Here is a 22,123-nt window from a genome sequence, read left to right as displayed (position 1 = left end):
AAACGATTGCCCTTTTTTATTTAAAAACGACAGAAAATAGGACTTATTCCATGTCTAAGATCTTCGACTTCGTAAAACCTGGTGTTATCTCTGGCGATGACGTACAGAAAGTATTTGAAGTAGCAAAAGAGAACAAATTTGCACTTCCTGCGGTAAACGTAGTTAACACTGACTCTATCAATGGTGTTCTTGAAGCTGCAGCTAAAGTTAAAGCTCCAGTTGTAGTTCAGTTCTCTAACGGCGGTGCTGGCTTCTTCGCTGGTAAAGGCGTTAAGCTTGAAGGTCAAGGCGCACAAATCCTAGGTGCAGTAGCGGGCGCAAAATACGTTCATGCTGTTGCGGCTACTTACGGCGTTCCTGTGATTCTTCACACTGACCACGCAGCGAAGAAACTTCTTCCATGGATTGACGGTCTTCTAGATGCTGGTGAAGAGTTCTTCGCTGAAACAGGTAAGCCTCTTTTCTCTTCTCACATGATTGACCTTTCTGAAGAGTCTCTAGAAGAGAACATCGAAATTTCTGGTCAGTACCTAGCTCGCATGGCGAAAATGGGTATGACTCTAGAAATCGAACTAGGTTGTACTGGTGGTGAAGAAGACGGCGTAGATAACTCTGATATGGACGCATCTGAGCTTTACACTTCTCCAGAAGACGTAGCATACGCATACGAGAAACTAAACGCTATCAGCCCACGTTTCACTATCGCGGCTTCTTTCGGTAACGTACACGGTGTTTACCAAGCGGGTAACGTAGTACTGACTCCAACTATCCTACGTGACTCTCAAGCATACTGTGCAGAGAAGTTCGGTATTGCACCTAACGCTCTAAACTTCGTATTCCACGGTGGTTCTGGTTCTTCTGAAGCAGAAATCCAAGAGTCTATCGGCTACGGTGTTATTAAAATGAACATCGATACTGATACTCAGTGGGCAACATGGGACGGTATCCGTACTTACTCTGCTGAAAACTTTGATTTCCTACAAGGTCAAATCGGCAACCCAACTGGCGAAGCTGCACCAAACAAGAAGTACTACGATCCACGCGTATGGTTACGTGCTGGTCAATCTTCTATGGTAACTCGTCTAGAAAAAGCGTTCGCTGACCTTAACGCTATCGACGTACTATAAGTATAAATCGTATAAGATTTAACTGATAGACAGTCTAAAAAGCCGCTCTTTTGAGCGGCTTTTTTTGTGTCCGATGAAAATAAAGTTAAAGCGGTGAAAAAAACTGGCACAAAGTCATCTGATTGCGTAACCTTTTGTTAAGTAATGTGTCTTGAATATTCACGTATTCAATATTGTATGAAGTGGAAGTGGTTTGGCTAACTAAGCAGTGGTAACTAGTGGTCGAGCGGAATGTTGAAATTTTAATATGAGGTAAAACATATGGCTGGTGAGTCTATGGATATTGAGACCCCGCTGGTGGATGGTCTTTCAAAAGCTGAACAATGGTTAACAAATAACTCTGATTTATTTGTGCAATATGGTGTCAACATCATTTCAGCGCTGTTAATTCTGTTTATTGGTAACTTGTTTGTTAAAGCCGTAGCAAACAGTGTTTCTAAAGTTCTGCACAAGAAGAACATGGACAAAGCCGTTGTTGAGTTCATGAATGGCATTGTGCGCTATACCTTGTTCGTGATTGTATTGATTGCCGCCTTAAGCCGAGTCGGTGTTCAAACCGCCTCTGTTGTCGCGGTAATTGGTGCGGCAGGCTTGGCTATTGGTTTAGCTCTACAAGGTTCATTGTCTAACTTTGCAGCAGGTGTCCTGATTGTGGCTTTCCGCCCGTTTAAGTCTGGCGATTATGTTGAGATTGGTGGCGTCGCTGGCTCTGTTGATGCAATTCAAATTTTCCAAACCATTTTAACGACACCAGATAACAAAATGGTCGTTGTGCCTAACGCTTCAGTGATTGGTTCACCAATTACTAACTACTCCCGTCATGCAACCCGTCGTATTGATCATGTGATTGGCGTATCTTACGGTGCTGACTTGAAAAAAACGCAAGAAGTGATTCGTAAGACATTAGAAGCGGACGAGCGTATTCTTAAAGAGCCTGGTATCACTGTTGGTGTCGTTGCTCTAGCCGATTCATCAGTGAATTTTGTGGTTCGTCCTTGGGTACGTACTGAGCAGTATTGGGACGTGTACTTTGATTCGCTACAAGCGATCAAGGAAGCACTAGATGCAGAAGGTATCGAAATTCCATTTCCTCAAATGGATGTACATCTAAATAAAGCTGACTAAGATATTTTAATGTGCTGCGAAAAGGTGAAGCGTTAAGCTTCACCTTTTTTTGTTTCGATAACCTGATTGGGTATCGTACTTAGGATCAAGCGCAGATCGACACCTGATATTGAAAAAGTCCACTCAGGTAACCCTGGTGTATATAGAATCTCCTCTAGCGCGAACAAGTCGCTATCGACAACAATGGTCACGTCTATCGGTAATCCAAATGGGCATACCGCGCCCGGCAGGCAACCTATTTCAGCCATCATCTCGTCGTTACTGCAAATTGATGTACGCTTACCAAGCAGTTGCTTTATTTGCAGCTTGTCCAAGCGACTATCTTTGTCAGTTAGGAATAGCGCAAAGCCACCCCCTTTCTTTTTTAAGAATAAACTCTTGCTATGAGTACCTGTCCAGCCAAGTCGCAGAGCGACTAATTCATCGGTCGCAAAGTCTAAAATAGGTTCATGTTGCCATTGTTGATAAGAGATCGATAGATGATGCAGGATCGCCCTATTTGTTTGATATATTTCTTGGGTTCGATTTATCATAAGTTACGCTATGAGCCCTCTTGCCAGCATGGCGGCAATAGCAAACATCATTACTGCCACCGTTAGGTCAATACCCTTTTTTACTTTCGGTTTTGATAGTGTTGGGCCAAGTTTCGCAGCGCCTATAGACAGCGAATAAAACCAAACGAATGAGGCCAAAATGGTACCAATAGCAAATGCAATTCGGTCACTTCCTTCAAATTGGCCACCAATTGAACCTAAAATTACGACGGAATCAAGGTAAAGATGGGGGTTTAATACTGTGACGGCAAGCGCGCCGAGAATAACGGTTCTTTTGCCTCTAGCCAAAACTTCGCCGCGAGACTCACGGCTTGCTGGTTGTTTAAACGCACTGCGTAATGACAGCATGCCATAACCCATTAAGAATAGGATGCCCCCTAGGGTTACCATGGTAAGTAGCATATCATTTTGAGATAAAATGGCCCCGCCACCAAAGATGCCTAGAGAAATAAAAGTGGTATCTAATAGGCTGCATACCGTTGCGGTTGTCAGGTGATGGTTGCGTTTAATCCCCTGATTTAAGACATAGGCATTTTGAGCACCTATTGGAATAATCATCGTTGCACCGAGCCCAAAACCTTGAAGAAGTACCCAAAAATTCACTTTTATTTCCTAGTTGAACAATTAAAGAGAGCGTGAGAATACGGTTTTTATTATTATTAGTTAAATTAATAATATTCATGCTTTATAAGTAAAGCTAATGGAGAGGAAATGCGCGGTCTTGACTACAAATGGATAGAAGCATTGGATGCGATTGTTGAGCAAAGGAGTTTTGAAAAGGCGGCGGAGCACCTTTACATCTCTCAGTCTGCCGTGTCTCAACGAGTTAAGCAACTCGAGAAATGGCTCGCTCAACCTGTTTTGGTACGAGAACAACCACCACGTCCTACCGCTGTCGGGAAAAAGCTGCTCGGGCTTTATCGTCGAGTGTGCTTGTTGGAGCAAGAGTTGGTACCTGAGCTGACATCTGAGTTTAGTGATAAACCCTTATCTGTCTCATTGGCGACCAATGCCGACAGTTTAGCGACATGGTTATTGCCCAGTTTATTTCCTCTAATTGAGTCTAAACGTATTGAACTGGACCTTATTGTTGATGATGAGGGGCGGACAATTGAAAAGCTTAAGAATGGTGAAGTGGTTGGCGCTATTAGCTTAGAGCCTCAATCGATACCGGGCTGCGTGGCAGATTACTTAGGACGAGTTGATTACCTTTGTGTAGCCAGTCCAAGTTTTATTAAACGTTACTTTAACCACGGTGTTAATCGTGAGGCGCTGATTAAAGCACCTGCTGTGGCATTTGATCAGCATGATAAAATGCATCAACACTTTGTTAATAAACACTTTAGTATTATGCCTGGCAGTATTCTTAAGCACACCGTGCGGAGTTCAGAAGCCTTTGTAAAGTTAGCGGTTGCTGGCGTGGCTTATTGCTTGATCCCAAGATTACAAATTGAGAGTGAGTTAGCCAGTGGAGCTTTAGTTGAGCTCACGCCAAATATTGAGTTATCACATCGAATCTACTGGCATCATTGGCAATTAGAAAGTGGTGTACTCGGCGAACTGTCGGATGCGATTACTCATTATGCTCATGCGTATTTGCCACAATAAATGTGGTGAATAAAGTCATGACTTTTTAAATACGAGTAAACAATATGCATGTCGATAACGTCATTGTTTTGTCAGGGTTATCATTTGATGGAACTCATTCGTTATTATTTTGCCTAACTTTGGGTAATCAATCTTTGCTTAGATGAGGAAACAGAGAATGAAATCAACATTGACGCTTTGTGCTTTAGCTGCCAGTTTAGTTGCGCTGCCCAGCGTCGCTAGCCAGGTAGATTTCCCCCATATTGTCACGACAGGGTATGGGCAAATAGAGGCGACGCCTGATATGGCGGAGTTTTCCGTCAAGGTGGTTCAGTCGCAACTTAATGCCGATCAAGCGAAAGAAGGTGTGGATTCAGTTGTCGATACTTTTTTGGCGAAACTTGCGAGTGCAGGTGTGAGTAAAGAGGATATTAAAAGTTCCAATTTATATCTTACTCCCCAATATCAATATCCTGAGAAAGGGCAGCCAGAGTTAGTTGGGTATCGAGCATCAAGAACGGTGACCGTGCAGGTCATGGACATAGAAAAACTCAATGATTACTTAGATTCGGCGTTAGCATCAGGGATCAACCAAGTTGATAATATTCGTTTGAAGGTGAAAGACGAAAGCCAATATCAAGCGAAAGCCCGAACCGTTGCCATTCAAGATGCACAAACAAAAGCGCAATCATTGGCGCAGGGCTTTGAGCAGAAGCTTGGGCAAATTTGGCAAATCACCTATAAGCAGCCACAAAACCAGCCTGTAGTGATGAGAAGCATGATGATGGATAGCCAGTCGGAATCGAATAGCTATCAAGATTCAGTGATTACCATCCGTGATCGAGTCGACGTGGTATACAAATTATCTAACTAAAAAAATGCCCTTGCTTTGCAAGGGCATTTTTACTTGGAAAAGGCAGTTAGGCGCTACAAATTAGTGCAGAATTCGAGCTCGCAACGTGCCTTCAATTTGTTTTAATTGCGCTAGCGCTTCTTCTGATCGCGCGGTTTCTACATCAATCACCACATAACCAATATCCGATGCCGTTTGTAGGTATTGACCAGCAATGTTAATGCCTTCCTGCGCAAAGATCGTATTGATTTGCGTCAGAATACCAGGGCGGTTTTGGTGAATATGCAGCAGTCGAGAACATTCACGGTGTTCTGGCAGTGACACTTCAGGGAAGTTAACGCTAGACAGTGTTGAGCCATTGTCAGAGTACTTAGCCAGTTTTCCAGCCACTTCCACACCAATATTTTCTTGAGCTTCTTGTGTCGAACCCCCGACGTGAGGCGTTAGAATCACGTTGTCGAACTTCATCAATGGTGATTCGAATGGGTCAGCATTGGTTTTTGGTTCTTCAGGGAATACATCGATAGCGGCACCTGAAAGGTGACCTGCTTCGAGCGTCGCGCAAAGCGCTGGGATATCAACAACAGTGCCACGAGCCGCATTGATAAAAATAGAACCCGGCTTCATGCGAGCAAATTCAGCTTCGCCCATCATGTCTTTTGTTCCTGCGGTCTCAGGGACATGTAGTGAAATCACGTCACACTTATTCAATAGATCCGTCATGTTGTGGACCTGAGTTGCGTTACCTAGTGACAGCTTGTTTTCTATGTCATAGAAATAGACACGCATACCTAAGTTTTCTGCAATAATGCCAAGTTGCGTGCCAATATGGCCGTAGCCGATGATACCAAGACGTTTACCACGAGCTTCGTTAGAACTATCGGCACTTTTCTTCCAAATACCTCGATGAGCGAGTGCATTTTTCTCAGGAATACCACGAAGAAGTAAAAGGATTTGACCTAATACCAGCTCTGCCACACTGCGTGTATTTGAGAACGGAGCGTTAAAGACAGGAACGCCACGCTTAGCTGCTGCGGCGAGATCAACCTGATTGGTGCCAATACAGAAACAGCCAATCGCGACGAGTTTTTCTGCGGCATTGATGACTTCTTCAGAAAGATTTGTACGAGAGCGAATACCGATAAAGTGTGCGTCTTTAACCGCTTCGATTAGCTCTTCTTCAGGCAACGAACCTTTGTGATAAGTGATGTTGGTATACCCAGCAGCTTGCAATACTTCGACTGAAGATGGGTGTAACCCTTCAAGTAGGAGGATTTTGATTTTGTCTTTATTTAGAGAAACTTTGGCCATTTAACTCGTCCTTAAAATGGAAATTGGGCAATCGCGGCGCACAGTTGACAGCGAGAATTTCAAGGGGGAGCTTCTTACTGCTGAGGCAAACGTTTTCCTTGTGCGTCTTCTAAGCAATAAAGTAACAAAAAACTTTCGACTTGGGTAAGAAAATTACGGAATAAGGAATAATTTTCTTATAGTTAAGGAGAGAAAACGGCACTAAGGCGTGCCGTTTGTAATCAAATGACGTCAAAACTCATTAGTCTTCGATTTTTGCACCTTCTGGTGTACCAGTAATCACAATATCTGCGCCACGGTGAGCAAATAGTCCGACCGTCACCACGCCAGCTAGCGCGTTAATTTTGTCTTCCATGGCTTTCGGGTCGGTGATCTTCATGCCGTATACGTCAAGAATCACGTTACCGTTATCGGTAACTACGCCTTCACGATACGCAGGGTCACCACCAAGTTTCACGAGTTCTCGCGCTACGTATGAGCGAGCCATAGGGATAACTTCAACAGGCAGTGGGAATTCACCCAGTACGTCAACCGCTTTAGTACCATCGACAATACAGATGAATTTTTTCGAGATGGCAGCAACAATCTTTTCACGAGTCAGTGCTGCACCACCGCCTTTGATCATGTCTCTAGACGGGTTTATCTCATCCGCACCGTCGACATAAACATCAAGCATAGATACATCATTGCACTCAAAAACTTCAATGCCTAATGCTTCGAGCTTTTCTGTTGATGCGATAGAACTAGAGACGGCGCCTTTGATGTCATCTTTGATTGAGCCTAACGCATCAATAAAGTGATTAACGGTAGAGCCGGTACCGACACCAACAATACTGCCTTCTTCTACGTATTTGAGAGCGGCCCAGCCAGCTGCTTTTTTCATCTCGTCTTGAGTCATGGTTGAAATCCCAGTTAGAAAGTTAGGGTGAAAACGCCGGCGAAGTATATATCAAAATGAACGAAATTGGCGCTTAAAACCGAATGTTAAGCCAAAATTAGTGACATTTAGCAATCGGTTGCTCCAATTACTCCGGCTTCTGATTGGTACACAACGTGGCGATGTTTATGCCTGCTTGTGAGTGATTGCTACCAGCGCCAGGTCTGCTTAGGCGTAATGATCGTGGAAAGGGGGATATCCCAAGATTCGCTAGGCAGTGCTGACACTTGTTGACAATTGTGCGCAAGTCCAATGGCGTTAGGACCTTGGTCGGAAAACTGCCATGGTGCGAGAGTTCGATCATAGTAGCCACCCCCCATTCCTAGTCGTTGCCCTTGCTCATCAAAAGCGACAAGTGGTGTAAAGATAATATCTAAGTGCCGAACGGGACATATCATTCGCTGATCGAGTTGTGGTTCCAGAATACGATATTGATTAGCCACTAAGGGGGTGTTGGCATGGTAGCGTAAAAACAGTAACTGGCCTTTAGAGAAGGGATGAATCACAGGTAAGTAGGTATTGACGCCTTGTCGCCATAACTCGTCAATGAGAGGTTGCGTATCAAGCTCGCCGTCAGTCGCTAAATAGAGTGCAACATGCTTGGCTTGTGAGAGTTCGGATAAAGACTGGCATTGCTCAACGAGCTGAGAAGCATAGTCAACTTGCTGACTCGCTGATATAGAACGACGTAAATGTCGAATGTCGGTGCGAATACGTTGTCTAGTATTGACAGACATAAGGAATACCCCAAAGTGCCGTTGAAGATTGTGGCCCTTGAACCTGCTGGTTCAAGGCGGATCAGCAAAGGTAACCGTAGGCTTCTCGGTACGAGCCGAGCTTGCTCAATAGTGCCCAAATACTAACCCTTAAGGATTGCTTATCGGCTCAGGGACTTAAATCCTCTGACGCACACTCCAGGGTAAATTAGTTTCGCTGTCCTTGCCTTACATTATTAATAGCATCATCAAGCGATGCCGCGAGCTGTTCCATTCGCTCGGTAAGGTGAGAGGTATTTTGTTGGACCTCATCACTTTTTGTATTCAGCTCATAAGACATATTTAAAGCAGCGATCGTGAGTAATTTTAGCTCATTTGTCACTTTTGTCCGTTGAGTCATTTCTTGCAATCGGTCATCAAGGTCTTTTGCCGCTTGGATCAAGGTTTCTTTTTGACCAGCTGGGCAATTTACCCGAGTCAATTTACCTAGTATTTCCACTTCGACTGCTTGATTTTCCATAATGACAAGAACTCTTTTTGTTATCACCAACAAAGGTAATCTGAGGAGGAAACTATAGGTAAACGGTCATTAAGATTCAAGCTTTTCTAGTGACTCAATGCCAAATGCGTGTTTAATCACACACGAAATCGACAATTCGCACAAAAGCTATCCAGAAACGAGGTAAATGCCATTTTCGCTTTCAGTGGGAAGTGATAGCATGACCAACCAATAGCCAAGAGTTTTCAGCCAGTGACGCGTTCACCCCATGATTGGCTGGAAAATCAGAAAAGAATAGAATGAGAGCCACTATGACAGATACCACGCTACCAAATTATATTACCGTTGCGACTGAATTACAGCAGGCGAGTCTGGCGGTTAGTCCTGCTGAATTGCATGGCCTATTAGTTGGGATGTTGAGTGGTGGTTTGGGACTCAACGATGATAGCTGGCAGCCACTATTGTTTGATTACACGAATGATGGAATGGGTTGGCCGCAGTCTGCTATTACGACCGCGAAAACCTTATTAACGCAATCAATTAGCGAATTAACAGACAATGAGAGCTTTGAAGTATCGTTGTTTATCCCTGATGATGCGGTTGATGCGACATTAGTCGAAAAAGCGGATGGCTTGAGTGAGTGGGTGAATCACTTTATTTCAGGGTTGGGGTTAATTAGTACTAAGTTAGCGCAGGCATCGGGTCAGAGCAAAGAAGCACTCGGTGATCTGGAAGAAATTGCTAAGCTAGGTGTTGACGAAGAGGACGACCTAGAGGAGCAAGCGCAATTATTTGAACAAGTGATCGAACATGTTAAAGCATGTGTATTAACCATACATGCCGAGTTTGGTATCAAACCGACCAAACAGGCCGATACTCCAACAATTCACTAATCAATCGCTAACACTTTAAAGAGAACACCTCGTGTCGAGACTGTATGATATTGTGATTGCTGGTGGCGCTATGGCTGGGGCAACCTTAGCTATGGCGCTAAACCAAGGAAGCAATCAGTCGTTAAAAATAGCCGTCATAGAACCTTATCAGCCTGATCATCAATCTCACCCGGGCTTTGATGCGCGCTCGATTGCGCTTTCTTATGGCACGGTAGCTATTCTTAAGCACTTCCAGTTGTGGTCGCTCATTGAAGACCATGCAACACCGATAACTCATATTCATATTTCCGATCGAGGTCATGCAGGAATGACAGATTTCTATGCCGATAAAGAAGGCCTAGAAGCGATGGGGTACGTGGTCGAGTTGGCGGAAGTTGGGCGTCGATTTAGTCAGCATTTGTCACAGCAGCATCAAATTGAGTTGTTTTGCCCGTATTCGGTTAACCATATTGAACGCGGCATTGATTCGGCAGTGGTGACGCTATCATCGAACGATGGTGAGGCGAGCGTGCAGCTGGAAACGAAGCTAGTCGTTGCGGCGGATGGGGCTGAATCTCTGAGCTGCCAGTCAGTTGGTTTAACACAGCAAAGTGTCGATTTTAACCAAACGGCGATTATCGCCAATGTCGTGACAGCTGAGCCTCACCGTGGTCGTGCGTTTGAACGTTTTACCGCTAATGGACCGTTAGCACTATTGCCAATGAGCCAAGGTCGGAGTTCGTTGGTTTGGTGTATGCCTCCGCTGGAGGCTCAACGCGTTTTAAGTTTACCCCAAGCAGAATTTCTCAGCGAATTACAGCAAGCTTTTGGCTGGCGTTTAGGGCAGTTTAGCAAAGTGGGTAGTATTGCCAGTTATCCGTTGCTGCTTCGTCATCGAGAGCGTATATCCTCCCATCGGTTTGCTGCCGTAGGTAATGCAGCGCAAACACTGCATCCAATCGCAGGGCAAGGGTTTAACTTAGGGATTCGCGACATTGCGACTCTGGTGGATTCGCTACTGCTCAACAAGAAAGATGTTGGGGACTACGCTAATCTTATTAGATTCCAAACGCAACGCGAGCAAGATCGATCAACGACGATTGCGATGACATCGGCGCTTGTACAAATATTTTCCAATGATTTATTCGCATTTCGAGTGGGACGAAACATGGGCTTGGGAGTACTGGATACTTTCCCGTTGTTGAAATCTCCGCTTTTCAATCGTGCGCTCGGCGTGGTGAACAGGTAGTACAACATTATGCAAAGTTTTGATTTAGCCATTATTGGTGGTGGAATGGTTGGTTTAGCGTTAGCTAGATCTCTGCAGGATACGGATCTTCGTATTGCCGTGATCGAAGGAAGCATGCCTTCTAAATCCATACCCGACGAGCCGGATATTCGTGTTTCTGCTTTAAGCCGCGCGAGTGAGACCATTTTAAAAAATCTTGGCGCGTGGGATGCAATTGAAAAGCACCGCTGTGCCGCTTATCAAGCCATGGAAGTGTGGGAGCAAGACAGTTTTGCTCGCATCGAGTTTTCCGCTAGCCAATTTTCTCAGCCTAATTTAGGGCACATTGTCGAAAATCACATCATTCAAACCGCGCTATTGTCGCAAGTTGAGCAGCAAGCCAACGTGACTTTCTTTATGCCGAATCGTTGCCAGTCTATGGCGGTCGGGGAGAGTGAAGTATGGATGACATTGGACAATGGCATGGCGTTTACGAGTAAATTAGTCGTGGGTGCGGATGGAGCGAATTCTTGGGTTAGAGAGCAACAAGGTATCCCATTAACGCACTGGGACTATGGTCATAGTGCGTTAGTTGCCAACATAAAAGTAGACGATTACCACGACGGCGTTGCGCGTCAAGTGTTTACCCCACAAGGCCCGCTTGCATTCTTGCCACTTGATGATCGAAAACTGTGCTCAGTAGTATGGTCAACGGATCCGAGCAGAGCGGAAAAATTAGCTAAAATGCCAGAGGCCGAATTTAACAAAGCCATTACGGCAGAGTTTGATGGCAGATTGGGACTTTGCCATTTAACCTCAGAGCGCCGGGTATTCCCACTTAAAATGCGCTATGCACGAGACTTTGTGACGGAACGTGTTGCTTTGATTGGCGATGCCGCACATACGATTCACCCGCTGGCTGGTCAAGGTGTCAATCTTGGTCTTTTAGATGCAGCAAGTTTGTCTGAAGAGCTTATTAAGCTCTGGAAGGCAGGGAAAGATATTGGGCGTAAGCGTCATTTAAGAGAATTTGAGCGCTGGCGTAAAGCAGAAGCGGCCAAAATGATTGCAGCGATGCAAGGGTTCAAAGATTTATTTGAGGGCGACAATCCGGCTAAGAAAATGGTTCGTAGTTTAGGGATGAGGCTAGTAGGACAATTACCTGGTGCGAAACAAGAAATCATGAGCCGCGCACTCGGGATGAAAGGACGTTTACCTGAATTGGCGAAATCACCGGTTCAGCAAAGCGGCTAATTATGAGCGATGGCGTGTGAATGAATTTAAAGAGGGCGTGAATGCCCTCTTTTTTGTCTTGGTGGTGTACAAAAAATCATTTGAAATCGACAGTTTGCACCTAGTTATTTTTTACAATCAAGCGTAAGCGCATCTTAGCCTCTTTATTTCTTGATTGACTTCTTTTACAGCGGTGAAGTGACGTTTTTCAGCTTGCGCAGGAATAATGAGTTTACCGTTATCAAACTCAAAGCCACCCAATCCATGGATATAAATTCGTCCCTTAAATAGTCGACTTATATGTTTAGCAATCATACTTGGTGTATAGCGCTTAAACAGTCTCATTTATTCTTCCTTATCGTTTACCTAGCACGAAGGATTATAGATAAAACCCTTCATATAATGTGTGATTAACCAGTGCTTACGAGGATTTAGCTCAGTAAATTCGTCGTTTTGTGCTGCGTTTATCAATTTCATTACGAGTGACAAAGTATCTCGTGATACGTAGCGCAAAAACACATTGAAACGGTGGATCACATTGAAATTAGATAGTGGATTCCGTTGAAAAACGAGTGCTATTTAAGCTTCCTAATGTGACACTGCTATGAATCTAAATGCATTATTTCTGGAACTTTATATCGATGTATTTGGCAACTAAATATCAGCTTCATTTATATAGACCAGAGAAGAGCCAAAAAGTTTTCACTTGGACATACTGTGTTACAAAGCAGCAGAAAGGTGAGGGGGAATCGTCAGTATGAGTAAAAAAAAAGCCCGCTCAGCGGGCCAAATGTCACAGATGCATTACACAAAAGGGAGTTACTGCTTACGCAGAGCACCACTCTAGTGTGGACAGCAACGTAGCGGAGTTGCTCGTTGAAGTCAGGTACTACCATACCCTAAAAAAGGCAGGCTGACTATTTATGCTTATATATTGACTAATATTTCACTTTGTTTGTGATGGTAGTTTGATCCGTGTCGCAGTGCGATCTGTAAGATCGACAGTAGTTTGCATTTATAAACGGCGTTAAATCGGGTTAGGGGAGTAAAGCGTTCATTCTTTAGGTTCTATCTGCAGATATCGGCCCATAAAGGTGAACAACATTGAACTAAATCGTTGAGGGATAACAATAGTCCCGCACTATTGTTGCCGCTGCTGATTGTCACCCTACTATGTTGTTTTAAGCGAGGATCAAAAAGAATTGGCATAGCAGTGCGTAGGAGTAGTGGGGTAACTGTTCCTAGAGTAGCGCCTGTTATCGCTTCTACTTCTTCACGAGAGGCGCAAGTCATGCGACGAGTCTCAAGGGTATGACGAACTTTCTTGGGGTCAATAGATTCATTGCCAGGGCAGCAAGCTAAGGCGTATTGTCCACCCATATCCCGTAACACAATAGCTTTGACCATTATCTCGGCTTTGATGCCACGCAGATTAGCTGCTTCTTGTATCGAAGCAGCACCTTTGCCTTGCATCAAAAGTTGAAAGGGGATATTACGTTGCTGTAAATAGCAGGTAATTGGCGTTGAGAGCATGATTACTCGTCATCAGTCGAGTAAGGGAGTGCTGTCGGGGTGAGTCGGTCTTCAGGCGAGGACATCAGTCTAAACTCAGTATCTGTATCCAAATTGTTGGGCAAGATTGCGGAAACAAGTGTTGTGCCATCTGAAAATTGATAGAAAGCTAGGGTATCGCCCGCTTTTCTCCAGTTTTCGCCAACAGAGCGCTCAACGTCAACGCTATCTGAGTCAGACAGCTTTGTGGAAAGGACACCAGATAGTGTCATTAACATGCGCTTGTTGATGCCACGATACTTTGCTCGAGCAACGGTTTCTTGTCCCGTATAGCACCCTTTTGTGAAGCTAATACCGCCGAGAGCCTGTAAATTAAAGGCTTGCGGAATATGTTGGTTTTGCAAGTCGGGTGTTAAGGTTGGCAGCCCTTGTTCAATATCAAGTCGGGTCCAAAGTGACTCCTCCCCCCAAGCTAGGGCGTCATCATTAAGGTTCTCCTCCAGCCAAGCACTCGGTGCCACGATCATCCAGCGATCATCACTGACTTTAATCGCTGTGGCTGATTCTGTGGTTCGTACGTCACCCTTAGTAGGGAAAAGGGTGCTCACAAAGGCATGACTTTGCGCGCCGATAATACCCGCAATGCTGTTGTCACTCATTGATATATCGACTTTTGAGAAAACGGCGTACTTGCTCAATTCAGCCTGCTCCTTGGCAATAATGGAACGAGGTTGAATCATTGTATAGCCACTATGAGTATTGCAAAGACGAAAAATACTCCACACTTTTCCTTTCGCATCGCAATGCGCGCCTAGCGTGGATTCTTCTTTTGCTAGAGTGACGACATCGCATGTGACCTGCCCTTGCAAGTACGCTTTTTTATCCGCACCGACCATGTCGATCGCTCCCCAAGACGGGAGTAACGCCAAAACTAAATCAGGCAGTGATGTAGAGGGAGTATCGTTGAATGACTGAGTGTGAGGTTGCCAATCCATAATTAGAGGTCTCTTTAGATATCATATTGAATATGTTAATGCGCTGAGCTGGATTTGTCAGCTGAATGTTGTTGCACGATTTGTTGTGATAGAAGTAGAGTTTGTGTGATGTCAGCAGTGGTTAGTGCGAAACAGGCTTGTTACACTCAGCTCAAATTAAGTTGTAGATGGAGAATACAATGTACTCTACTGAACAAAAAGCACGGATAAAATGGGCTTGCCGCCGAGGTATGCTAGAGCTTGATGTTGTTGTTATGCCGTTCTTTGAGGAGTGTTTTGATACCTTAACCGGTCAAGAGCAAAATGACTTCGTATCTTTGTTGGAGTGTCAAGATCCGGATCTATTTACCTGGATCATGGGCCATGGGCGAAGTGAGAATTTAGGTCATGCTTCAATGGTAGACAAAATTGTTGCACATAATCTGAGTAAAGTTCGATAATTCAGCCTGTTTTTCGCGAAAATACCACCATTCAGCCTTACGAATTAGGTAAGCGTAGCCTTGAGCACGCTTACCTACACGCCTCTTTTTCTTTTCATGCCTACGTTGCTAACCTTATCTGCCATGCCCTGCTGTTGGGTGTGTTGATACTGACATCGTTACCACTTGTCGTTTCAGTTTATATTGTCGGATTCTGCTTTAGACCTGGCTATCTTTATCCGCCAATCAATGGCGTACTTATGATGAAAGAGGAGCGATGGCACTACAATGGCGCGCCATTGTGCTCTCCCTCATTTACTCTTGTTTTCAGCGAGTGGTGCATTGGGGTCCGTGAACAAAATGGTCAGCGGTACATTTTGTGGCGAGACAGCAGCAGCGAGTCAGCGTATCGTCATTTATTGGTCACAATAAAAAAGCAGTCCATTCCCACTAAGTGAATGAACTGCTCTTGAAGAGACAGGGTGCATGTTTCAAGCGCAGTTGTAACCGAGCTATTTACCAAACTTGGTTGTGGGCAGTACTAGTTTGTTGGCTCACCACTTGGCGTTAGAATGGTTGGTTTACTGACTTCTAGCATATCGGGGTAATCAAGCGTGTAGTGAAGACCACGACTCTCTTTACGTTGCATCGCACAGCGCACCATTAACTCTGCGACTTGCAATAGATTTCGCAACTCAAGTAAGTTGTTGGAAACTTTAAAATTACTGTAGTAGTCGTGCGTTTCTTGTTGCAGCAATTGAATTCGACGTAATGCTCGCTCTAGTCGTTTATCGGTGCGAACAATCCCCATGTAATCCCACATAAATAGGCGAAGCTCATGCCAGTTATGCTGGATGATGACTTCTTCGTCAGAGCAACTTACTTGGCTCTCATCCCATTGTGGTAACGCTCCAGGCAGTGACACACTGTCCAGTTTGGTTAGGATATCTTTCGCGGCAGACCAGGCATAGACTACACATTCTAATAGGGAGTTGGATGCCATTCTATTCGCGCCGTGAAGGCCGGTATAACTGACTTCACCAATAGCATAGAGTTGATCTATATCAGTACGACCTGCTTGATTCACCATGACTCCGCCACACGTGTAATGTGCGGCAGGAACAATAGGGATAGGTTCTTTGGTCATATCGATACCCAAATCCTGCAGGCGCATATGAATGGTTGGGAAATGCTTAATGATGAAGGCTTCAGGCTTATGACTGATGTCTAGGTACATACAGTCAGCGCCGAGTCGCTTCATTTCAAAATCGATAGCACGTGCAACCACATCACGCGGAGCAAGCTCACCCCGCTCATCGAAGTCAGGCATAAAGCGCGTGCCATCAGGACGCTTCAGGTAAGCGCCTTCACCACGCAGTGCTTCGGTGAGTAAGAAGTTACGTGCTTCTGGATGGAACAAGCAAGTCGGGTGAAATTGATTAAACTCTAGGTTAGCGACTCGGCACCCAGCGCGCCAAGCCATTGCGATACCGTCGCCAGATGATACGTCGGGGTTTGACGTATATTGATATACTTTCGATGCACCACCCGTGGCTAGAACGACAAATTTTGCGCGAACGGTTTCTACATGTTCTTCATTGCGGTTCCAGATGTACGCCCCAACGACATTATTATTGGGGATAGTGTTCTCTGCATCGCTACTGTTTTCGTCAACGATGAGATCGAGTGCATTATAGCGCTCAAAGATCTCAATATTAGGATGGCTGTGCACGTTATCTTGCAACGTAGTTTGCATTGCCATGCCTGTGGCGTCGGCTGCATGTAGAATCCGGCGATGGCTATGTCCACCTTCACGAGTGAGGTGGTAGCGAGGTTGTTCATCTTTTTCGGTTTCGACTTGGTCAAAAGGAACTCCGCCGTCGATCAACCATTGAACACACTCTTTGGCATTTTCAGCGATAAACTGAACGGTTTCTTCTTCACACAACCCTGCACCCGCAATATTGGTGTCATTAACATGTGATTCAATGCTATCAGATTCATCAAAAACGGCCGCGATGCCACCTTGGGCATAATAAGTGGCTCCTTCACTGCGAGGGCCTTTACTTAAAACGATAACCTTAGCGCGCTCCGCGACTCTTAGTGCGAGTGATAGACCTGCTGCGCCACTTCCTATGACTAAAACATCACAAAGATGCTCTCGGTTTGTGTTCATAATTCTATTAAAATCCTAACCTACAGTAGCGTAACGATACCCTACTTAGATAAAAAGTGCGCGATAGGGAGCTGTGTAAAACAGCTGGCGAAGGGCACTTTCAACAAGGATTACATTGGCGATAACACGCTGAAAAATCGATTGTGTTAATGAGCTAAGTAATCCATTCTTGTAAATTGACAACATTGTAGTCGACGCCAAATTACATTGTGAATGATTCATCACAAAAAAACGTAGAAAGTTTTGAACTTTCTCTTTTTTATAGAGTCACAATAGTGCTCATGTTAGCGGTGGTGTCAAGACTACAATATGCATTATTAATACTCATATCTGATAAGGTAAGGGTAAGAACGAATAGGAGTGAACGCTCGAATGAACGAGCAGCCAACCGATCAGGTGCTGATTGAGCGCGTTCAAAGTGGAGATAAACAAGCATTTAACCTGTTGGTTTTGCGTTATCAAAACAAGGTTTGCAATCTCATATCACGATACGTGAGCAACTCTGGTGATGTCGCAGATATTGCCCAAGAAGCATTTATTAAGGCGTATAGAGCGATCCCAACGTTTCGAGGCGAAAGTGCCTTTTATACGTGGTTGTATCGCATTGCAGTAAATACAGCTAAAAACCATATCGTTGCACAAAGCAGAAGACCGCCAGCAACAGATGTGGATGCAGAAGATGCAGAATTTTATGAATCTGGTAATGCGTTGAAAGAAATTTCGAACCCTGAGAACTTAACGTTGTCGAATGAATTGAAGCGAACAGTGTTTGCAGCAATTGAAGCACTACCAGAAGACCTTAAGACTGCGATGACCCTACGAGAGCTCGACGGGCTAAGTTATGAAGAAATCGCAGAAGTAATGGATTGTCCAGTGGGAACGGTACGCTCGCGTATCTTCCGTGCTCGTGAAGCAGTAGAGAAGAAGATTAAGCCTCTTCTTCAACGCTAAAACCAGTATCAACTTATGGTGACTATAATGGCTGACAAACAAAAGCTTTCAGCATTCATGGATGGAGACCAAGTCGATGAGGCGCTGATTGAAGCGTTTGAAAATGATTTGGAAAGCAAAGAAGCATGGCAAAACTACCATTTAATTGGTGACGTCATGCGAGGCGATGAGCCGAAAAGTTTAGATTGGAATATTGCTGAAAGTGTCGCGACAGCACTAGAAGCTGAGCCGACGTACTCGCAGGCTCCATCTTCAGTGAATACCGATCAAGTGGGTGTTGCGACGCCGATAGAATCGCAACCAACGCCAGCACAAGCCAAGCGTCAACTGCCAGCATGGCTCAGCCAATTCGGTCAAGTGGCCGTGGCAGCCTGTGTGTCTATGGCGGTGATACTTGGTGTGCAGCAGTATTCTGGTCAAGATGCGACTCAACCGGAAGCGGAGCAGCTTCCTGTATTGCAGACGATTCCGTTTGCAGGCAGCGCCGAGCCAGTAAGTTTAACTCGAGACTCCGTGGCTAAAACCAGCAACGAAACGGCTAATGTTCAAGAGCAGCGCCGTCGAGTTAATGCATTGCTGCAAGATTATGAGTTACAGCTAAGATTAAATAGTGACCATCAGAGCTCGTTGAGTGTAGAAACAGAATCGGTAATTGAATGAAGAAATTTCTGACCAGTTCTTTACTGCTGTTCAGTTTATTTGGTGCTAAAGCCTTTGCAGAAGAACCTTCTGCGGAGGCTTTGTTGCATCAAATGAGTGACGCAAGTCAGCAGTTGAATTATGAGCTGTCTTACATCCTGATTAAGAAAAATAGCATTGAACCGCTGCTCTATCGCCATGCTACCTTTGAGGCTGAACAGTTTGCACATTTAGTGTATCTGAGTGGGCCTGTACGAGAGGTTATCCGTCGCGGTAGCGAGGTGAGTTATATCGAGCCAGGTGTTGACCCTTTTACTATTGAATCAGGAAAGATGGTGGCACCACTGATGCCGTTGCTTAATGGTGATATTACTCAATTAAGTGAGTATTATGATTATGTAAGAGTCGGTAGGGCGAGAGAAGCCGGCGCGGCGACTCAAGTCTTTCGTATCGTCCCGAAAGACGGGCTACGATATTCCTATGTACTGTGGGTTGATGAGGCGAGCAAGCTGCCCCTTAGGGCTGACTTATTGGATCGAGATGGTGAAATTCTCGAGCAATATCGCGTGATATCCTATTCAGTGAATGACCACATTGCAGAAATGTTGAGTGCCTTAGAAAAGGTTCAGCTGCCGGCAGTGCTTTCGTTACCTAAAGGCAATATCGAAGAAACGTACTGGCAGGTCGATTGGGTACCCGTAGGATTCAAGCCAAAAGATCTTAATCGATATCGTATGTTTTCAACCGAAAACATTGTTGAAAGCCAAATGTTTACCGATGGTTTGTTTAGTTTTTCGGTTTACGTTTCTGAACGCGACAACCAATCGTTAAAAGGTGATCTTATTCGCCAAGGTCGTCGTACGGTGCACAGTGTCGTAAGTGGCGATAGACAAATATCGGTAGTGGGGGATATCCCACCGTCTACGGCGCAAAGAATCGCGCAATCGGTGAAGTTAAATCCTGTTAAACCAACACTCGACTCTGCTCCTGAAGTGAATACCACGCCATGATGACGGCGCTTGCTACGGTGACTTCTGTGGAAAAACAGGGTCGCCAACTTCAGATACAATTAAGCTGTGAACAACAGACCAGTTGCAGTTCTTGCGCCTCAAAAAATAGCTGTGGAACGGGAATAGTGAGCAAAGCGGTGGGCAGTAAAGCGCTCATTTGGCATTTACTGACGGATGAAAAAGTACAATCAGGCGATGTCGTGGAAATCGGTTTTCCGGAGAAGAGCTTGCTTCAATCTGCTGCGTTGGTGTACTTACTTCCATTGTTCTTTTTGTTTATTGGTGCAGGTTTAGGGCAACGTTGGTTCGCCCCTTTACTCGGTGCTGGAGAAGGGGTTGTGATTCTTTCCGCAGCGGCGTTCGCATTTTGGGGTTTTCTTCTTGCCCGTAAATTCATTCAACCTATCGAGCAAACGTCGAGTCAAGAGGTTGTCTTGATCCGCATACTCGGGCAGCCCATTGTCTAAATAAGGTGCGAACCGTACAGAAATTGGGTAGAATCTGCCAACTAAATTGAAACGCTGTGACCAAACAGGCGTTTTATACTTCCCATTTTTAGAGTTAAGCCACATCAAATCTATGAAGCACATTCGTAACTTTTCGATTATCGCCCACATTGACCACGGTAAGTCCACGTTGTCAGACCGTCTCATTCAAGTATGTGGCGGCTTAAGTGACCGTGAAATGGCAGCTCAAGTTCTAGATTCCATGGACCTTGAGCGCGAGCGCGGTATTACCATCAAAGCTCAGAGTGTTACTCTTGACTACACAGCAAACGATGGGGAAACCTATCAGCTCAATTTCATCGACACACCAGGACACGTTGACTTCTCTTATGAAGTATCTCGCTCCCTTGCCGCTTGTGAAGGCGCGCTACTGGTTGTCGATGCGGGCCAAGGTGTAGAAGCTCAGACACTGGCAAACTGCTATACCGCCATTGAGATGGATCTTGAGGTCGTACCAATCCTGAACAAGATCGATTTGCCTGCAGCAGAACCTGAGCGTGTTGCTGAAGAAATCGAAGAGATTGTTGGTATTGATGCATTAGAAGCCGTGCGCTGTTCCGCGAAAACAGGTTTAGGTGTGGATGCCGTTCTCGAAGAGATCGTTGCATCAATTCCCGCACCAGAAGGCGACCCTGAAGCACCATTACAAGCTTTGATTATTGATTCTTGGTTCGATAACTACCTAGGTGTTGTTTCTTTGGTTCGTATTAAAAACGGTAAACTGAAGAAAAATGACAAGATTAAAGTCATGAGCACTGGTCAAGTTTGGGGTGTAGACCGTTTAGGTATCTTCACACCAAAACAGATCGATACGACAGAGCTGAACACTGGCGAAGTAGGTTGGGTGGTTTGTGGTATTAAAGACATTCTAGGCGCGCCTGTTGGTGATACGCTAACTACGGCAAAACACGGCAGTGAAACGGCGCTACCAGGTTTCCAAAAAGTGAAGCCTCAAGTTTATGCGGGTCTTTTCCCTGTATCATCTGATGATTATGAGAATTTCCGTGATGCATTAGGTAAACTTAGCCTAAATGACGCATCGCTATTCTATGAGCCAGAAAGCTCAGCAGCATTAGGCTTTGGTTTCCGTTGTGGCTTCTTAGGTATGCTTCACATGGAGATCATCCAAGAGCGACTTGAGCGTGAATATGATCTTGACCTAATTACTACCGCACCAACTGTGGTTTACGAAGTAGAAAAAACCGATGGTACGACGCTGTATGTAGATAGTCCGGCTAAGCTGCCTGCGATCAACGATATTGAAGAAATGCGCGAACCAATCGCACGTTGTAATATTTTGGTTCCTTCAGACTACCTCGGTAACGTGATTACTTTGTGTGTCGAAAAGCGTGGCATGCAGGTTGATATGGTGTATCACGGTAACCAAGTCGCCGTGACTTATGACATTCCTATGGCTGAAGTTGTTCTCGACTTTTTCGACCGATTGAAGTCAACGTCTCGTGGTTATGCGTCACTGGATTATAACTTCGAGCGCTTTGATGCATCGAACATGGTTCGTGTGGATGTATTACTCAACGGTGATACGGTGGATGCATTGGCTATCATTACTCACAAAGATCAAGCGCAAAGCCGTGGCCGTCTGCTTGTTGAGAAAATGAAGGAATTTATTCCTCGCCAGATGTTTGATATTGCGATTCAAGCGGCAATTGGTAACCACATCATCGCTCGTTCTACCGTGAAACAACTTCGCAAAAACGTAATTGCGAAGTGTTACGGTGGTGACGTGAGTCGTAAGAAGAAGCTGTTGAAGAAACAGAAAGAAGGTAAGAAGCGTATGAAGCAGATCGGTAACGTTGAACTGCCTCAAGAAGCGTTCCTTGCGATTCTGCATGTAGGCAAAGATTAAGCTCAT

At 44.9% G+C, this 22,123-nt stretch carries 24 protein-coding genes and 1 other RNA gene; 14 read left to right on the top strand and 11 right to left on the bottom strand.

Translation table 11 applies throughout. The features are described 5' to 3' along the window. Positions 1-50: 50 nt before the first annotated feature. The gene (fbaA, locus tag M9196_RS01905) at positions 51-1,127 is read left to right on the top strand and encodes a class II fructose-bisphosphate aldolase (protein ID WP_250615836.1); all 1,077 of its coding nucleotides are present in this window, start codon (positions 51-53) and stop codon (positions 1,125-1,127) included. A 261-nt stretch (positions 1,128-1,388) separates the two neighbouring features. Continuing rightward, positions 1,389-2,252 carry a mechanosensitive ion channel domain-containing protein gene (locus M9196_RS01900; protein ID WP_250615835.1) on the top strand — a complete coding sequence of 288 codons (864 nt, stop codon included), beginning with the start codon at positions 1,389-1,391 and terminating at the stop codon, positions 2,250-2,252. Positions 2,253-2,284: 32 nt separating this feature from the next. Here the strand turns inward: M9196_RS01900 and M9196_RS01895 are convergent, their stop codons facing one another. Beyond that, the gene (locus M9196_RS01895) at positions 2,285-2,782 is read right to left on the bottom strand and encodes a YbaK/EbsC family protein (RefSeq protein WP_250615930.1); all 498 of its coding nucleotides are present in this window, start codon (positions 2,780-2,782) and stop codon (positions 2,285-2,287) included. Between the two features lie 6 nt (positions 2,783-2,788). Continuing rightward, positions 2,789-3,409, bottom strand: coding sequence for a LysE/ArgO family amino acid transporter (locus M9196_RS01890; RefSeq protein WP_250615834.1), 621 nt, complete (start codon positions 3,407-3,409; stop codon positions 2,789-2,791). Positions 3,410-3,517: 108 nt separating this feature from the next. Between M9196_RS01890 and M9196_RS01885 the strand changes: the two genes are divergently transcribed. Further along, the gene (locus tag M9196_RS01885; protein WP_250615833.1) at positions 3,518-4,414 is read left to right on the top strand and encodes a LysR family transcriptional regulator ArgP; all 897 of its coding nucleotides are present in this window, start codon (positions 3,518-3,520) and stop codon (positions 4,412-4,414) included. Between the two features lie 157 nt (positions 4,415-4,571). Beyond that, positions 4,572-5,267 carry an oxidative stress defense protein gene (locus M9196_RS01880; RefSeq protein ID WP_406707603.1) on the top strand — a complete coding sequence of 232 codons (696 nt, stop codon included), beginning with the start codon at positions 4,572-4,574 and terminating at the stop codon, positions 5,265-5,267. A gap of 60 nt (positions 5,268-5,327) precedes the next feature. Here M9196_RS01880 and serA read toward each other — a convergent pair whose 3' ends face one another. From serA to M9196_RS01855, 5 genes are all read right to left on the bottom strand, one after another. Beyond that, positions 5,328-6,557, bottom strand: coding sequence for a phosphoglycerate dehydrogenase (gene serA, locus M9196_RS01875; RefSeq protein WP_250615831.1), 1,230 nt, complete (start codon positions 6,555-6,557; stop codon positions 5,328-5,330). A 241-nt stretch (positions 6,558-6,798) separates the two neighbouring features. Continuing rightward, positions 6,799-7,455: a ribose-5-phosphate isomerase RpiA gene (gene rpiA, locus M9196_RS01870; protein ID WP_250615830.1), complete on the bottom strand. Its 657-nt coding sequence runs from the start codon at positions 7,453-7,455 to the stop codon at positions 6,799-6,801. 188 nt (positions 7,456-7,643) lie between these two features. After that, positions 7,644-8,231 (bottom strand): 5-formyltetrahydrofolate cyclo-ligase, encoded by a 588-nt coding sequence (locus M9196_RS01865; RefSeq protein ID WP_250615829.1) that lies wholly within the window; start codon positions 8,229-8,231, stop codon positions 7,644-7,646. Positions 8,232-8,234: 3 nt separating this feature from the next. Then, positions 8,235-8,418, bottom strand: a non-coding RNA gene (gene ssrS, locus M9196_RS01860) — 6S RNA. Continuing rightward, entirely contained in the window at positions 8,419-8,730 is a 312-nt protein-coding gene (locus M9196_RS01855; protein ID WP_250615828.1) for a cell division protein ZapA, read from the bottom strand. A 290-nt stretch (positions 8,731-9,020) separates the two neighbouring features. Between M9196_RS01855 and M9196_RS01850 the strand changes: the two genes are divergently transcribed. Genes M9196_RS01850 through M9196_RS01840 form a run of 3 tightly spaced genes read left to right on the top strand, consistent with a single transcriptional unit; the run spans position 9,021 to position 12,063 of the window. Then, on the top strand, positions 9,021-9,602 hold the full coding sequence (locus M9196_RS01850; protein WP_250615827.1) for a YecA/YgfB family protein: 582 nt from the start codon (positions 9,021-9,023) through the stop codon (positions 9,600-9,602). 31 nt (positions 9,603-9,633) lie between these two features. Continuing rightward, positions 9,634-10,830, top strand: coding sequence for a 2-octaprenyl-6-methoxyphenyl hydroxylase (ubiH, locus tag M9196_RS01845; RefSeq protein ID WP_319946316.1), 1,197 nt, complete (start codon positions 9,634-9,636; stop codon positions 10,828-10,830). Positions 10,831-10,836: 6 nt separating this feature from the next. Beyond that, positions 10,837-12,063, top strand: a complete 1,227-nt coding sequence (locus M9196_RS01840) for an FAD-dependent 2-octaprenylphenol hydroxylase (RefSeq protein ID WP_250615928.1) — start codon at positions 10,837-10,839, stop codon at positions 12,061-12,063. A 117-nt stretch (positions 12,064-12,180) separates the two neighbouring features. On the opposite strand, the gene M9196_RS01835 is transcribed toward M9196_RS01840, so the two are convergent. The 3 genes from M9196_RS01835 to ygfZ form a co-directional block, all read right to left on the bottom strand. Next, positions 12,181-12,387, bottom strand: a complete 207-nt coding sequence (locus M9196_RS01835; protein WP_250615826.1) for a DUF1107 domain-containing protein — start codon at positions 12,385-12,387, stop codon at positions 12,181-12,183. Positions 12,388-13,110: 723 nt separating this feature from the next. Next, on the bottom strand, positions 13,111-13,575 hold the full coding sequence (locus M9196_RS01830) for an aminoacyl-tRNA deacylase (RefSeq protein ID WP_250615825.1): 465 nt from the start codon (positions 13,573-13,575) through the stop codon (positions 13,111-13,113). Between the two features lie 2 nt (positions 13,576-13,577). Continuing rightward, on the bottom strand, positions 13,578-14,549 hold the full coding sequence (ygfZ, locus tag M9196_RS01825) for a tRNA-modifying protein YgfZ (RefSeq protein WP_250615824.1): 972 nt from the start codon (positions 14,547-14,549) through the stop codon (positions 13,578-13,580). Positions 14,550-14,728: 179 nt separating this feature from the next. On the opposite strand from ygfZ, the gene M9196_RS01820 reads away from it, so the two are divergent. Together M9196_RS01820 and M9196_RS23660 are read left to right on the top strand one after the other, a co-directional pair. Continuing rightward, positions 14,729-14,989, top strand: a complete 261-nt coding sequence (locus tag M9196_RS01820) for an FAD assembly factor SdhE (RefSeq protein ID WP_250615823.1) — start codon at positions 14,729-14,731, stop codon at positions 14,987-14,989. Next, a complete protein-coding gene (locus M9196_RS23660) occupies positions 14,986-15,426 on the top strand; it encodes a protein YgfX (protein ID WP_406707609.1) in 441 nt (146 codons plus the stop codon). The genes M9196_RS01820 and M9196_RS23660 overlap by 4 nt, the downstream gene beginning before the upstream one ends. A gap of 83 nt (positions 15,427-15,509) precedes the next feature. Here M9196_RS23660 and nadB read toward each other — a convergent pair whose 3' ends face one another. After that, positions 15,510-17,144, bottom strand: a complete 1,635-nt coding sequence (gene nadB, locus M9196_RS01815; protein ID WP_250615822.1) for an L-aspartate oxidase — start codon at positions 17,142-17,144, stop codon at positions 15,510-15,512. 372 nt (positions 17,145-17,516) lie between these two features. Here nadB and rpoE point away from each other — a divergent pair, with 372 nt between their 5' ends. The 5 genes from rpoE to lepA all read left to right on the top strand — a co-directional run bounded on the left by rpoE (position 17,517) and on the right by lepA (position 22,117). Then, complete coding sequence (gene rpoE, locus M9196_RS01810; protein ID WP_250615821.1) at positions 17,517-18,095, top strand: RNA polymerase sigma factor RpoE; 579 nt, start codon at positions 17,517-17,519, stop codon at positions 18,093-18,095. A gap of 27 nt (positions 18,096-18,122) precedes the next feature. After that, on the top strand, positions 18,123-18,755 hold the full coding sequence (locus M9196_RS01805; protein ID WP_250615820.1) for an RseA family anti-sigma factor: 633 nt from the start codon (positions 18,123-18,125) through the stop codon (positions 18,753-18,755). Next, a complete protein-coding gene (rseB, locus tag M9196_RS01800; protein WP_250615819.1) occupies positions 18,752-19,744 on the top strand; it encodes a sigma-E factor regulatory protein RseB in 993 nt (330 codons plus the stop codon). The genes M9196_RS01805 and rseB overlap by 4 nt, the downstream gene beginning before the upstream one ends. After that, positions 19,741-20,211: a SoxR reducing system RseC family protein gene (locus M9196_RS01795; RefSeq protein ID WP_250615818.1), complete on the top strand. Its 471-nt coding sequence runs from the start codon at positions 19,741-19,743 to the stop codon at positions 20,209-20,211. The genes rseB and M9196_RS01795 overlap by 4 nt, the downstream gene beginning before the upstream one ends. Positions 20,212-20,323: 112 nt before the next feature. Then, positions 20,324-22,117 (top strand): translation elongation factor 4, encoded by a 1,794-nt coding sequence (gene lepA, locus M9196_RS01790; RefSeq protein ID WP_250615817.1) that lies wholly within the window; start codon positions 20,324-20,326, stop codon positions 22,115-22,117. The last annotated feature ends 6 nt before the right edge of the window (positions 22,118-22,123 follow it).

This window comes from Vibrio methylphosphonaticus (assembly GCF_023634655.1).
Classification (GTDB): Bacteria; Pseudomonadota; Gammaproteobacteria; order Enterobacterales; family Vibrionaceae; genus Vibrio; species Vibrio methylphosphonaticus.
The sequence above is the reverse complement of the archived record's forward strand: the minus strand, read 5'-3'. Positions and strand labels throughout refer to the sequence as shown.

Bases quoted from the DNA above. Each gene is read 5' to 3' on its own strand.
- M9196_RS01880 (WP_406707603.1), top strand. From the start codon at position 4,572: ATGAAATCAACATTGACGCTTTGTGCTTTAGCTGCCAGTTTAGTTGCG.
- M9196_RS01805 (WP_250615820.1), top strand. From the start codon at position 18,123: ATGGCTGACAAACAAAAGCTTTCAGCATTCATGGATGGAGACCAAGTC.
- rseB (WP_250615819.1), top strand. From the start codon at position 18,752: ATGAAGAAATTTCTGACCAGTTCTTTACTGCTGTTCAGTTTATTTGGT.
- serA (WP_250615831.1), bottom strand. From the start codon at position 6,557: ATGGCCAAAGTTTCTCTAAATAAAGACAAAATCAAAATCCTCCTACTT.
- M9196_RS01900 (WP_250615835.1), top strand. From the start codon at position 1,389: ATGGCTGGTGAGTCTATGGATATTGAGACCCCGCTGGTGGATGGTCTT.
- M9196_RS01865 (WP_250615829.1), bottom strand. From the start codon at position 8,231: ATGTCTGTCAATACTAGACAACGTATTCGCACCGACATTCGACATTTA.
- M9196_RS01850 (WP_250615827.1), top strand. From the start codon at position 9,021: ATGACAGATACCACGCTACCAAATTATATTACCGTTGCGACTGAATTA.
- nadB (WP_250615822.1), bottom strand. From the start codon at position 17,144: ATGAACACAAACCGAGAGCATCTTTGTGATGTTTTAGTCATAGGAAGT.
- M9196_RS01830 (WP_250615825.1), bottom strand. From the start codon at position 13,575: ATGCTCTCAACGCCAATTACCTGCTATTTACAGCAACGTAATATCCCC.
- M9196_RS01795 (WP_250615818.1), top strand. From the start codon at position 19,741: ATGATGACGGCGCTTGCTACGGTGACTTCTGTGGAAAAACAGGGTCGC.
- rpiA (WP_250615830.1), bottom strand. From the start codon at position 7,455: ATGACTCAAGACGAGATGAAAAAAGCAGCTGGCTGGGCCGCTCTCAAA.
- lepA (WP_250615817.1), top strand. From the start codon at position 20,324: ATGAAGCACATTCGTAACTTTTCGATTATCGCCCACATTGACCACGGT.
- ygfZ (WP_250615824.1), bottom strand. From the start codon at position 14,549: ATGGATTGGCAACCTCACACTCAGTCATTCAACGATACTCCCTCTACA.
- rpoE (WP_250615821.1), top strand. From the start codon at position 17,517: ATGAACGAGCAGCCAACCGATCAGGTGCTGATTGAGCGCGTTCAAAGT.
- M9196_RS01835 (WP_250615826.1), bottom strand. From the start codon at position 12,387: ATGAGACTGTTTAAGCGCTATACACCAAGTATGATTGCTAAACATATA.
- M9196_RS01820 (WP_250615823.1), top strand. From the start codon at position 14,729: ATGTACTCTACTGAACAAAAAGCACGGATAAAATGGGCTTGCCGCCGA.
- M9196_RS01885 (WP_250615833.1), top strand. From the start codon at position 3,518: ATGCGCGGTCTTGACTACAAATGGATAGAAGCATTGGATGCGATTGTT.
- M9196_RS01855 (WP_250615828.1), bottom strand. From the start codon at position 8,730: ATGGAAAATCAAGCAGTCGAAGTGGAAATACTAGGTAAATTGACTCGG.
- fbaA (WP_250615836.1), top strand. From the start codon at position 51: ATGTCTAAGATCTTCGACTTCGTAAAACCTGGTGTTATCTCTGGCGAT.